The 13224-nt window shown below is 36.0% G+C and carries 9 protein-coding genes and 5 tRNA genes; 5 read left to right on the top strand and 9 right to left on the bottom strand.

Features of this window, described 5'->3' with window-relative positions:
* Positions 1-21: 21 nt before the first annotated feature.
* From CBG49_RS11645 to CBG49_RS11625, 5 genes are all read right to left on the bottom strand, one after another.
* Positions 22-3066 (bottom strand): SusC/RagA family TonB-linked outer membrane protein, encoded by a 3045-nt coding sequence (locus CBG49_RS11645; protein ID WP_088594601.1) that lies wholly within the window; start codon positions 3064-3066, stop codon positions 22-24.
* 460 nt (positions 3067-3526) lie between these two features.
* Positions 3527-3610 (bottom strand) — tRNA-Leu (locus CBG49_RS11640).
* Between the two features lie 11 nt (positions 3611-3621).
* Positions 3622-3694, bottom strand: a tRNA-Lys gene (locus CBG49_RS11635).
* Between the two features lie 37 nt (positions 3695-3731).
* Positions 3732-3804 (bottom strand) — tRNA-Lys (locus tag CBG49_RS11630).
* A 32-nt stretch (positions 3805-3836) separates the two neighbouring features.
* Positions 3837-3909 (bottom strand) — tRNA-Lys (locus tag CBG49_RS11625).
* Positions 3910-4044: 135 nt separating this feature from the next.
* Between CBG49_RS11625 and CBG49_RS11620 the strand changes: the two genes are divergently transcribed.
* Entirely contained in the window at positions 4045-4569 is a 525-nt protein-coding gene (locus tag CBG49_RS11620) for a shikimate kinase (RefSeq protein WP_009412310.1), read from the top strand.
* Here the strand turns inward: CBG49_RS11620 and CBG49_RS11615 are convergent.
* Genes CBG49_RS11615 through CBG49_RS11600 form a run of 4 tightly spaced genes read right to left on the bottom strand, consistent with a single transcriptional unit; the run spans position 4541 to position 9056 of the window.
* Positions 4541-5299: an SH3 domain-containing protein gene (locus CBG49_RS11615; RefSeq protein WP_088594600.1), complete on the bottom strand. Its 759-nt coding sequence runs from the start codon at positions 5297-5299 to the stop codon at positions 4541-4543. The two genes, CBG49_RS11620 and CBG49_RS11615, sit on opposite strands and share 29 nt — an antisense overlap.
* A gap of 12 nt (positions 5300-5311) precedes the next feature.
* The gene (locus CBG49_RS11610; protein ID WP_088594599.1) at positions 5312-7069 is read right to left on the bottom strand and encodes a BatD family protein; all 1758 of its coding nucleotides are present in this window, start codon (positions 7067-7069) and stop codon (positions 5312-5314) included.
* 45 nt (positions 7070-7114) lie between these two features.
* Positions 7115-8017 (bottom strand): tetratricopeptide repeat protein, encoded by a 903-nt coding sequence (locus CBG49_RS11605; protein WP_088595320.1) that lies wholly within the window; start codon positions 8015-8017, stop codon positions 7115-7117.
* 1 nt (position 8018) lies between these two features.
* Positions 8019-9056 carry a vWA domain-containing protein gene (locus tag CBG49_RS11600; RefSeq protein WP_088594598.1) on the bottom strand — a complete coding sequence of 346 codons (1038 nt, stop codon included), beginning with the start codon at positions 9054-9056 and terminating at the stop codon, positions 8019-8021.
* Positions 9057-9557: 501 nt separating this feature from the next.
* On the opposite strand from CBG49_RS11600, the gene CBG49_RS11595 reads away from it, so the two are divergent.
* The 4 genes from CBG49_RS11595 to CBG49_RS11580 all read left to right on the top strand — a co-directional run bounded on the left by CBG49_RS11595 (position 9558) and on the right by CBG49_RS11580 (position 13222).
* A tRNA-Gly gene (locus CBG49_RS11595) sits at positions 9558-9630 on the top strand.
* A 179-nt stretch (positions 9631-9809) separates the two neighbouring features.
* Positions 9810-10724 carry a hypothetical protein gene (locus CBG49_RS11590; protein ID WP_157668399.1) on the top strand — a complete coding sequence of 305 codons (915 nt, stop codon included), beginning with the start codon at positions 9810-9812 and terminating at the stop codon, positions 10722-10724.
* Positions 10725-10928: 204 nt separating this feature from the next.
* Positions 10929-11498 (top strand): hypothetical protein, encoded by a 570-nt coding sequence (locus tag CBG49_RS11585; RefSeq protein ID WP_157668398.1) that lies wholly within the window; start codon positions 10929-10931, stop codon positions 11496-11498.
* 14 nt (positions 11499-11512) lie between these two features.
* Entirely contained in the window at positions 11513-13222 is a 1710-nt protein-coding gene (locus tag CBG49_RS11580; protein ID WP_088594595.1) for a DUF262 domain-containing protein, read from the top strand.
* Positions 13223-13224: the final 2 nt, after the last annotated feature.

Below are 13224 nucleotides of genomic sequence, written 5' to 3'. Positions count from 1 at the left end.
TTTTTAAAATAAACGTTTTTATTATAAAGAGGCTTTGATAGCGATACCTAAACTGCGGAGAGAAGGCATTCTAAAAAAGTCGGCACCAGTGCCATAGCTTTTAGTATTGGCAGTTGATTCGGGGTCGAAAGGCGCTTTGAGGTACAACATAGCTAAGTTATAACCAGTAACCGACATACTGAGTGATTTGAGCCATTTCATACGATTCATTTCGGCTAAAGGCAAACGATAAGTAAGTGATAACTCTTGTATGCGCACATTAGTAGCGTCATAGCTATAGTAAGCAGGCAAACTTACCCCACCATTAGCAATGGTCTCGTAGTATTTGCGAGCGTCGTACAACACACCGTCAATCATTACACCTCCACGGTCACGCGCATCGGCGGTAGCTTTAGAAACACCGTATTGGTCGAGCCACGCTTGGGTACGTGATTGCACAATACCACCAAAACGACCATATATCATTACATCGAGCGATAGATTTTTATAGAAAGTGAAGCTGTTGCGCCATCCCATAGTGAAATCGGGGGCGGTATTACCGATAAGGTATTCGCGAGTGTTATCAATTTCGTAAGTACCTTTGCCAGAATCTACTAACTTGCCATCGGCACCACGTTTAAGGAGTTTATCGGTAATCACATCGGTCATAGAACCACCTTCGCGAATGCTGCCCACTTTGGTAATATCAAAATAAGTACCATTGATAGGGTTGCGGTAATGATGAGCTAATTCCTTTACGAGGTTGATGTTGCGTGTATAGGTTACATTGCTGCTCCAAGCAAAGTTGCCAAAAGTTTTGTTGAAACCTAATCCCGCTTCAATACCTTTGTTTTCTATATTACCTGCTTGTAACCACAAACGTTTGTAACCACTGGATTCAGGTAAATCATAAGAAAGCAATTGGTTGTAAGTATTCGATTTATAAACTGTAACATCAAGGTTTAAAGCGTTTTTAAACAATTTAGCATTCAAGCCCGCTTCGTAAGATTTAGTGCGTTCAGCGGTAAAATCGGGGAAAGGATAATCGGGGTCAGAACTGATACCAGTACCACTAAAACCGAAGGTACGTGTACCAGGGGTAAAGCCTTCACGAGAGATAGGTGATCCCACCTCGGTATATGAAGCACGCACTTTGAGGTAAGGTAACCATTCGGGCATTTTCACAAATTCGGAAACAACCCCTGAAAGCCCTACCGATGGATAGAAAATCGCTTCATCGTTCGTATTTACAAGTTGAGACGCCCAGTCGGTACGCCCTGTAAGGGTAAGGAACAATCGGCTTTTCCAGCCTAATTCGGCACTACCAAATACAGCTATATTGCGGGTATGGCTATGTGTTTGCACTTTGCCTCCACGAGGGTCGAGGTTGCTCACAGCAAAGAAATTGGAGATATTGTGCAAATTACCTCTAAAACCAGCTTCTTTATGCAAGTTGTCGTCGTAAGAAGCTCCGAGGTTGGCAGAGATATTAAACATTTTGCGTTCATTACCATCGGCATCTTGATATTTACCAAGATCTTTGTTGATATTAGCCATTATATCGGCATAGGTTTGATTGATTGTTTTGAGCGTATAACGCCATTCGCCATAGTAACCTACCCCTGTACTTTGGTCGGATGTAGCATACGCACGCATTTCGCCCTCTCCTTGAGTGTTATCAATACGCACACGACCACTGATATTGAGCCAGCTAAGAGCATCATAGGTAAGAGAAGCAGAGTACATATTGCGTTTTCTCTTTTCTAAGAACTGCTGACGGTAGATATTCCAATAAGGATTTTCTTTTATGACCCCATTGGCAACATTACCTACATAAGGATAGTATTGTTCGTTGATTTTGCGTGAAGGATTCCAGCGTTCCCACGCTTTGAGCTCTTCAAAATTATCACCGCGAGGGAAGAGGTACAAAGAAGTGAGCGGGTTGAATACCCCTCCTTGAGAGTACATATTTTGGTTACCTTGCAAGATATAACTCGCTGAAAAATCTAAATGTAGTTTGTTGTTTAAAAAATGAGTAGTATTACGCCCCATAAAGTTGTGGCGGTAGTAACCATTGGTAGGGATAATCCCTTTAGAATCGGTAGAAGCAAAAGATACATAGGTTTGGTTTTGGGCAGAACCTATAGAAAAGTCTACCGCGTTGTTGTGTACTACCCCTGTATGGAAGAATTTGAGAGGGTCGTAAGTAGAAGGAGTTGTGAGTTTAGCGCCCCAGCTGGTCTCACCACTACTGCCATAAGTGTTTTGAAATTCGGGGGTAATAAAAGGAGTAAGCACTTCCACTTTAGAGTTGAAGTTTACGGAAACTTTACCTTCTTTACCTTTTTTAGTGTTGATAATCACCACTCCATTGGCAGCTGCTGCACCATATAAGGCAGCTGCTGAAGGGCCTGTTAAGATATTGATACTCTCGATATCTTCGGGGTTGAAGTCTGAGATACTTTCACCACCCCCAGGAGTACCGAAATCGCCGCCATCGGAAGCAGAAGAAGCATTGTTGAGCGGAATACCATCTACCACATAAAGGGCATTGTTATTACCCGTGATAGATTTAGCACCACGCATAATCACCTTGGTAGCCCCTCCGACCCCAGAGGCACTGCGTTGAATGTTCACCCCAGCAACTTTACCATTGAGGTTATTCACGAAGTTCGCGTCCTTCACTTTGGTAAGCTCTTCAGCTTTCACTTGTTGCACGTTGTAGCTCAAGGCTTTTTGTTCGCGCTTGATACCCAAAGCCGTTACTACAACTTCGGTGAGCTGTTGCGTTTCATCTTTTAACAGTACATTGATAACAAGGTTGTTACCGTTGCCTACTACTTTTTTAGTTTGGGTAACATAACCTATAGAACTAAATTCAATTGTTTCATTAGCTTTGGCGCGAAGCGTATACTTCCCGTCAAAATCTGTTGAAACACCACGCGTAGTACCTTTAATAACTACGTTCACCCCTGGTAAAGGAGTTTTACTTTCATCAGTAACGACACCCGTTACAGTTTTCTCCTGTGCCCATAGCAAGCTGCCACAACACACAAAGATAAATAACATTAATATTTTTACCTTCATATATAATATAATTAAAATTATTATTACGAGGCAAAGTTAAGAATATTTTAACAATTGACAAGGGTTTTAACTTATTTTTTTATTACGAATTAGATATTTTATCTTTTGTTTGACAATATGTAGCTGAAAATCAGCATAAAAACATAATTATTTAGAAAGATAATTTTTTTGTAATCTTTGGCGATATAAAATAAAATATTTATGCAATCATTGGCTATGTTAATAAAATATTTTTATGAATGAGGTTTTGTAGTTAAATTTGAGAAGGTGTATAAAAAGTTTTTTGAGAAGGGGAGGGGAGAGGTGAGATTTTTTGAAGAGAAAGTTTGTGTAGCAGTTTCATAAAATAGGAAATAAATACATATATTTAAACTTTAATAAAGAAAAGAGAAGCAATAAAAAAGAGACTATTCAAAATGTTGAATAGTCTCTTTTTATATATAAATCCTTATCCCCAAAGTGCCTACGACTGGATTCGAACCAGCACGCCCTAACGAGCACCACCCCCTCAAGATGGCGAGTCTACCAATTTCTCCACGTAGGCTAACGTGTTTGTGACCTGGCTGGGGCTCGAACCCAGGACCCCAACATTAAAAGTGTTGTGCTCTACCAACTGAGCTACCAAGTCCCTTAAAAAAATAAAAAAACAAATTGTATAACCCTTGTGACCTGGCTGGGGCTCGAACCCAGGACCCCAACATTAAAAGTGTTGTGCTCTACCAACTGAGCTACCAAGTCCTATAAAAAATAACAATAATTGTATAACCCTGTGACCCGGCAGGGGATCGAACCCTGGACCCCAACATTAAGAGTGTCGTGCTCTACCAGCTGAGCTACCGAGTCATTATGACAATCAGTATTTTCTTGTTTGCGGGTGCAAAGATATAACATTTTTATTACGTAGCAAGAAAAAAAGTATTATTTTTGCATTTTATTTTAAAAGTATTTTTCAACCCCTTACTATCCAATAGATTACAAATGAAAATAATTTTACTCGGTTATATGGGAAGTGGTAAATCTACCCTTGGGAAAGCCTTAGCTGCTGCTAAAAATGTACCTTTTGTAGACCTTGATGTTTATGTAGCTACCGCCGAAAAAATGAGTGTACAAGATATTTTTGCTACCAAAGGAGAGATATATTTCCGCAAAAAAGAAACCTTCTATTTGCAAGAAATCCTGCAAAGAGAAGGTGATTGTATACTTTCATTAGGGGGAGGTACCCCCTGTTTTGGCAATAATATGGAATTGATAAAAGCTGAAGGAAATATTTCTATTTACCTGAAATATCTTCCTAAAAGCTTGGCTAAACGCTTAGCTGAATCCACTTCCCGTCCTTTACTAAAGGAACTAAAAAAGGAGGATTTAGAAGATTTTATCCGCAAACATCTCTTTGAGCGCAATACTTTCTATACACAAGCTACACATAGCCTCGCGATGGACGGACTAACTAAAGAGGAAAGTTTGCAGCAAATACTTACAATACTTTCAAACTACTCACTTTAGTCCAGCCAGTTTTTCCATTGGCTAAACGTATTTTTACCCAATCGTTTGTTTTTTCAGTAATTTCAACTTTGGTGCCTTCGTGTAGTTGTAATACTTCACTGCTATAGGCATTAGCTTCTGAAAATACCCTTACGGTTTTATTAAACAATATAGCATACTTTTCACCATCTACTTGTTTTTTGTGAAAGTTAGCAATAAAATAAGTGCCCACAGCTATCGCTACTGATACAAACATCAGGGTGAAAAAAAGTCGTTTGAGAGAAGTCTGTTCTAAAAAATAGTAACAGAAAAAACTCAACACAAATGCGATGACACCTATAATAGAGAGTACAGCCCACGTTTGCAAGCTAAACAAACCTGTAACGGCATCAGAGAATTGGCGCAACCACGTTTTGGGAAGCGGAACAATAGCGTCTACTTTCATTTGGTTTGCCAATAGAAGTCCGTCCTTAGCCTGCTGATTATCGGGGTTGAGCTGGAGGGCTTTCTCGTAATAATAAATGCTCTCAGGTACGTGATTTAGTTTGTAGTGAGCACTTGCTAAATTGTAGTACAAGGCAGACGATTCTTTCCCGTGAGCCAATATAGTTTTATATTGCTCAATAGCTTCAGTGTATTGACCTTGTTGATAGAGCTGAGCAGCTTTTTCAAACAGATTGATATTGTTATCTTGAGAAAAAAGTTGCGCAGAAACTAATAGAAGGATATAGATAAAAATATTGTTTTTCATTTTGTTTAGCGATTACTTATTTTTCACTTGTTTGTCGAGTGCTGAAATCACTTCTACAGCATCTCCAAAATCTTTTTCCATAGAGGCATCGGTGTGGTGTTGTGAGTATCGTGCCATTTCACAATTAGCGAGTAATGCCATAAATTGTGTTACAGTAGCTTCACTAGCCTTTTGGTTGAGCAATAATTCAGTAATTTTATCCTTGCTCATCTCGGTAGTTTCAATCTTCAATTTAGCTTTTAAATAGTTGTGTAAAGCGCGCTCTAAGGCTTCGTAGAACGTACCTTTATCACCTAATTTGCGTTTGGCTTCTCCTAAATATTTCTTTGCTAATCTGTTAGCTGCCCTCACTTTATTTCCTTCTATATCACTTGCTCTTTGCATTTTGATATGCCACCAAATAAGAGCTATCGGGATGAGCAATAATGGCAAGAGTAACCACAAATAGTAGCTGGTAGAACCGAAGAATACAGATGTATGTATATCTTGGAGGTCGGCATTCATTTGCAAGCCGCCTAAAGTTTTAGGAGCGGTAGTTAGTTCGTTGGCTGTAGTGTCACTATTTGGGGTAGGACCTTCAGTTACGTCTATCCATAAATCGTTTGTTTTTACAGTTTCATACTTTTGTGTTTTAGGGTTAAAGTACGAAAAAGAGAGTCCAGAGATAGGATATTTACCTTTGTACTCAGGTACAATAGTGTAGGTTTGTTCTAATCGACCTTTCATCCCACTATTAAGTGAAGGGAGTACATCGTCTTTTTGTTCAGGTGCGTACACTTCTAATGATGATGGGAAATTAGGCTTAGGTAAATCAAATAATTTGAAGTTTCCGTTACCTGATATTTCTATTTTCAACTGGGTACTTTCATTAGCCTTGAGGGTAGGTTGGGTAAGGTTTACTGCAAATGAAAAATCACCTACAGCCCCAGAGAAGTTATCTGGTTTACCTTGCTCAGGCAATGGTTTTACATTGATTACTGCACTACCTGAAGAAACTTTTCGTTCCATACTTTCGTATACAAGACCGCCAAAGAAATCGCGTTGCCCTGTAGGTGCAGTGAGTAATACGTTCAAATTCAAGGGTTCTAAGGTGATGCTACCTGTTTTTTGAGGGTAGAGTATCATTTTGCGTCTCATCACAACAGTACGATACACTTGACCTTTATAGGTGCGTTCTTCTACTTGGTAGTCGTTCGCTCTAATCTCTTGACTCCAGAATTCAGGGTATTTAGGAGTGTTCAATTCTTGGAAGTTATTCACCGCAATACCTCTACCTACGTACAAGCGATAAGTAACAATTACTGCCTCATTTAGGTAAGGATTAGGGTTGGATATTTCGGTTAAGAGGAATAAGCCTTCACGAGCATAATCATTGCTATTCTTCTCCATTGTAGGAGTTTTTACAGCATCGGTAACAGTAATAGTAATAGGATTAGTGCGGTAAGTCCTACCGTCAATCTCTATACTTGCTTGCCCGATAGTAAAGTTACCTTTGGTTTTAGGTTCTAAGATATAGACATAGGTTTTGGAGAAACTGCTTACTCCATTAATCCACGATTTAGAAATTGATTGAGAGGGACCCATTACCACTGTAAATCCGTGAAAATTAGGTGGGGTGAAGTTATCTCCGTCTTTATTCATAGAGAACTCTATACGCAAGCGTTCGTTAGCTCCTAATTGATTTTTACTCACTTCGGCTTTAAACTCTACTTGTTGTGCATAGAGACTTTGGATTAAGAAAGTTATAAAAAATATAATCTTGTATTTCATTTTTTATTATTATTTGTTAAAAAGGTGAATTGCTATTCACTTCTATTACCAATCTTTTTCAGATTTAGCACGTTGTCCTTTTACTTTTTGAGCATTGATTTTCTCTTGAGTTTTGCGCTCTTCGTTGTTCATAGCTTCTAAAATGCGCTCCATTTGTTGTGGAGAAAGAGATGAAGGACGCTGTTGTCTACCTTGCCCTTGTCCGTTTTGGTCTTTATCTTGTTGATTGTTTTGATTAGGGTCTTTTTGATCGTTACCCTTATCCTTATTTTTATCTTGCTTGTTATCGCCTTGATCTTTGTTGTCCTTATTATCTTGGTTGTTCTGGTTATTTTTATTGTTTTGGTTTTGGTTATTCTGGTTTTGGTTATTCTGGTTTTGTTGATTTTGCTGGTTGTTTTGGTTTTGTTGATTTTGCTGATTGTTCTGATTTTGTTGGTTATTTTTATCTTTATTGTTCTTGTTGTCTTGTGGAGGTGGAGGATTTTGTTTGAGCATTTCTTTGGCTACAGCTAAATTATAACGAGTTTCTTCGTCTTTAGGGTTATGGCGAAGAGCTTCTTTATAAGTAAGAACAGCCTTTTCGTATTCTTTTTTCTTCATAAAGGCATTGCCCAAATTGTGGAACGCCCTGTGTTTTTCATCTTCACTAATCTTATCGGAAGCAGAAGCGTTTTTGAGTCGGGAGAAAGCCTCGTCATAACTTTTTTGTTGGTAATACATAGTGCCGAGGTTATATTGGGCAGTAGCATTGTTTTTATCTTCGGCTATTGCTTTGCGATATTCCACTTCGGCTTGTATAGGTTTATCACTTTTGAGAGCAGTATTGCCTTCATAAGTGTATTTTTTAGAGTTAGCCATTGCTTTTAGAGCTTCTTTTTCTGCTTTGTTTTGAGCAAAAGCAGAGAGAGAGAGTAAGGATAATGATATGTATAGAATGTTTTTCATTTTACTTTTTTTTTTCATTAAAAAGATTCAATTTCTTCACCCATTGTGTTTTGCGTTCAAAAATAGTAAGATCTAATAGAAGTAATAGTAAAGCACCTCCTAAAAACCACTGAAATTGGTCTTTGAAATCTACAAACTTTTGGGTATCGAACTGACTTTTTTCAGTACCGTCTAATATCTTGTTAATTTGGTTTACTGCTTTTTGAGTGTTATCACCGTTGAGGTATTCACCTCCTGCATTGCTCGCTATCTGTTGCAAGAGTTCGGGGTTGAGCTTGGTAATTACTACTTCGCCATTGTTGTCGCGTTTATAAGTTTGTCCGCCTCCTTCTTTTATAGGGATAGGAGCTCCTTTTTCAGTACCAATACCTATGGTATAAATGTGTACCCCTTTTTCTTGTGCTTCCGAAGCAATTTCAGTAGCACCCATTTCGTGGTCTTCGCCATCGCTGAGGATGAAGAGCAAGCGGGCTGTAGGGCTCTTGTCGTCAAAATAATTACTTGCCATACGTATTGCCTCTTGAATAGCAGTACCTTGTGAGGAAAGCATATCGGTATTCATACCTTGGAGGAACATTTTTGCCGCCGAATGGTCGGTTGTGAGCGCTAATTGAGGGTAAGCACTCGCTGCATAAGCCACGATGCCCACGCGGTCGCCTTTTAGCTGACTAATAGTCTCAAAAGCAATGCGTTTCGCTTTTTCTAAACGGTTAGGAGCTACATCTTCAGCAAGCATACTTTTAGAGACATCGATAGCAAAAACGATATCCACCCCTTCACGTTTTACAGTCTCAATTTTAGTGCCTATTTTAGGATTAGCCAAAGCAATGCTCAGCAGTAAGAACACTACAGCCAAAACACTCCACTTCACCCACAGTTTGAAGCGGGATCGGTCGGGGGCTAAACGTCTAAGAGTTGATGAGGAAGCAAATTGCTTTTGCAATCGGCGTTTGCGAAGCATTGAAAAGGCAAAAATGATAAATAGCGGAATGAGTATCGCTATGAGCCAAAGATATATTTTTTCGTCGATATGAACCATAAGTTAATTAGTAAAATGAGTAAATTTAGCAATTAGTTGATTTGTAATAAGCAGATTGTGATAATCAAATATTGCGCCAAACGTTGCAAAAATAATAATTATTTCTTAATTTAGACATTAGTTATTAGTTGCTAACGACTAACCACTAAAAACTAACTACTATTTTTCTGTTATTTTTAAAATAATTAGTGTCTTTGTCTCATAAAATCAATTGTTATGAGCGCTTAAAAAATAAATCCAATAGTTTTAGAAAAAGCCAAGCGTTACTCAGAAAATAATATTTTGAATGAACGTGAGTTAGGAGAATTTTATAAAAAAGAGTGGAATGAGAAGACAAAACACATTGATATGAATCCTATTTTCAAACAACTTGATGAAATTGTTTCCAAGTAAATGAATATAGATATTGATGCTGTAAGGTTTGATTCTCTTTCGCAAAATAAAGCGAATAAAAGTTTGTAGGAATTAAATTTTGTTGTATCTTTGCGCCATAAATAATACGCGAAAATAGCTCAGTTGGTAGAGCGCAACCTTCCCAAGGTTGAGGTCGCGGGTTCGAGACCCGTTTTTCGCTCTTTTTAATTATTAATTGTTAAATGAATATCACGCCACAAGCCCTCCCTTGTACCCCTTTAAGCAGTACTCTCAAGAGATACAGTGGTATATTCTTTTCTAATAGTACAATAGCTATATTTTTCTTTTGAAAAATGTAGCTATTTTTTTATCACTATGAAGCAAACACTCTTATTACTTATGTTTTTATTTCTTACCATTGTACGCGGGCAACATACATCGGGCGGATATAAGCCTTTCCTCAATCAATACGAACTTAAAGGGAAGGTTAAAACGCTTATAGAATATAACGAATATGGCTCTTCAATAAGGTATTATTTCAATAAAAAAGGGCAGCTTGTGAGTTATCAAACGTATAGCAGTGACGGGAATAAGGTAAAGGAAATTATGTTTGAGTATACCGATGATGGCAAACTAAAAACGATGAAAAGCGATGAGTCTCTGTCGGTATTTACTCAGTTGCCTGATAATGTGGTGCAAGAGACATTAACTGTAAATATAAATGGTATCAAGGCGGGTGAGACTTACCTTTATACGTATGATAGCAAAGGAAATTTGCTTTCTAAGGAGAGGAAAGCGAAGGGAGGTTATGATGGTATCAACTACAAAGAGCTTTATGAATACGACAGTGCGGGCAGACTTTTGGTAAAGCAATACGACCTCGCCTATATGAAAAACAGAAAAGACTCTTTTGGAGGGAGTTATTGCGAGAAAGACAATATGGAGGTATATCAATATGATACTAACGGGCAACTGAAAAAACATACTCAATATGATACTGATGGGAAAATAGAACTGATAGAAGACTATAAGGGTGGCGTACTTGTATCTAAACAAGAGTATATATTAGGAAATTTTAGGGGGAGGACGAAATACATTTATAACAATACTACACATCAAATAAGAGAAGAGTATTACGAGGATAAAACTGGTATAAAACCTTCTTTTACAAAAGTTTATCAGCTTACTTATGATAAGATGGGAAATCTAATCCTAAAAGCCTTGATAGCAGAAGAATCATCTGGGAAAGTTAAGAATTTTAAAGGAAATGATATCCAAATAGAAGAAAAACGAGAAATAGAGTATTATCCGTAAGACCAAAATAATGCTAAACAATATTAGAATGACAATTAAGGATTGAATTAACTTATTGATTATAAAAATCCTCTTTCTCACATTCTCCACTCTCGTGGACTTCCTTAAAAGAAGGAGATGTGATACAAAAGTAATAACTCTCTGTTGTTTAGAGATTATTATTTTTTAACTATTAATTGATATCTATAAAAATTAAATCTACTTTTGAAAAAATCATTAACTTATATAATTAATAAAATGGGAAAAATGAACATAATTAAGACCCTTGCTAATCTCTTTATGAATTATTGTAGAATAGAAAATGATAAAATTGTCCAAAGAAAAAAAGATTTGAGAGAAAACACCTTACCTCAAACTTTACTTAATCACTATAGAGAAAATATAGTAGAGATGGAATTTAAAAGAGATACTGGAATAATTGCTAATCAGCAAGTGATAAAAAAACTTAATTCCTTATATAGAGACTTATCTAAGGTAAGTAAAATAACTTGGAGAAAAATGAAATCTTTCTATGAATTTATCGATTGTTCAGGTAAAAAAGCAGAAATAAGAATTCCTCCTATACAAAAATACTTAGGAATATTCTTATATTATTTAAGTCTTGTAGGTATTGTCTTTTGTATGATTCCTCTTATCTTATTATTTTGCTTAAATTTTTTAGACATAAGAATAATAGTAGAATTTAGTTTATATGTTTTCTATTTTATTTATTTCTTTAAAATGAGCCTACCTGTGAAAGAGGCAATGCAATTCCAAAAACTAATTCAAAAATAAAATATTTAATTACTATGGATGCTGGAAAAAGAACTATTAATGACATTTTTAATGGAAATCGTGTTTTAGAAATCCCTTTTTTTCAAAGATCCTATGTATGGGGAATACCTCAGTGGGAGCGATTATTAGAAGATATGAAAGCTATATCTTCCTCTAACAAACCTTATTTTCTAGGTTCTGTAATATTGAAACAGCAAGAAACTACTACTGGATCAAGAATCGGAGATAAAAGAACAGTGATTGATGGGCAACAAAGACTTACTACTCTCAATATTTTTTTTAAAGTATTGTGTTTAAAAACGAATGAAAACTTTACATTCGATAGAAGTTTTAAATTGAGAGATAATAGCAATGCCTTGTTACATAACCATAATGACATTCAGGCTTTCAATGAAATATTAGCACTAACAGAGTTAAAAGATTTAAAAGGTGAAAGTAACATTACTCAAGCTTATAATTACTTTAAAGATAACTTAGTTCCAGATGAACTTAACTTGGATAGTATTCTTTCAAATGTATTGTTTGTAGGGATAGACCTAAGCCAAGAAGAAGATGAACAACAAATCTTTGACACAATTAATTCGTTAGGAGTTAAACTTACTACTGCTGAACTTCTTAAAAATTATTTTTTCAATAGAGATGATATTGAAAAATATAATGAATATTGGAAAGAAGTTTTTGAGAAAGACGAGGAAACTAAAAATTATTGGGATAGAGAAATAATAGCAGGTCGTTTGAGAAGAACATTTATTGACCTATTTTTCTTTGCCTATCTACAAATAAAAATTCAAGAGACTGATTTTAAAGTAAAAGCAGAAGATAAGGATGCATATGCAAAAGTAGAGCATCTTTTTGAATCTTATAAAAACTTTATAAGGAGCTATCTTAATGACGACAAAGAGGCTATTTTATCAGAGATAAAAGAATATGCTTTGCTATTTAAGAAAAACTTCAACTACGAAATATTAGAAGAAGAGCTTACTCAAGATTTTGGAATAGACCGCATCAATACTATTATTTTTGGATTAGACACCACTACATTAATACCTTATACTCTTTATATTCTTAGAAACATTTCGGATGAGACAACTAAGAATGAGTTATTTGGTATTATTGAGACCTACATAATGAGAAGAATGATTACTCATTCTAACACTAAAAACTACAATCAGTTATTTACTGATAAGTTGATAAATAATAGAGTTTTATCTAAACAAGAGTTTTTAGATTATATAGAAAAAAGAGATGATAAAGTAAACTTTCTTCCTACTGATGATGAACTTGAAAAAGGCTTTAACACATCTATATTGATTAACAAACAATCAGCAGGTATACTCTATCTTATAGAATCTAAAATTAGAAATGAAAAAGATTCTACAGCTCTTTTAGGTATAAACAAGTATAGCTTAGAACATTTAATGCCTAAGAAATGGAGAAATAATTGGGATAAACTATCTTCTAAAGAAAGTGAGATAAATAGAGATCGTAAATTATTAACATTAGGTAACCTAACGATTATAACTCAATCTTTAAATTCATCTATAAGAGATAGTAAATGGGAAGATAAACTAAAAGGGAAAAATAAAAAGGGAGGATTGATAGAATATTCAGGAGGACTTAAGACTATTAGTCAATTCTTAAAATATCCTGAATGGGATGAAAAAACAATAGAAGAAAGAGCTTTATTCTTATATGAAAAAGCTAAGCAAATTTGGAAAATATAAAA

The organism is Capnocytophaga endodontalis (genome assembly GCF_002209445.1).
Taxonomy (GTDB): Bacteria; Bacteroidota; Bacteroidia; order Flavobacteriales; family Flavobacteriaceae; genus Capnocytophaga; species Capnocytophaga periodontitidis.
The sequence above is the reverse complement of the archived record's forward strand: the minus strand, read 5'-3'. Positions and strand labels throughout refer to the sequence as shown.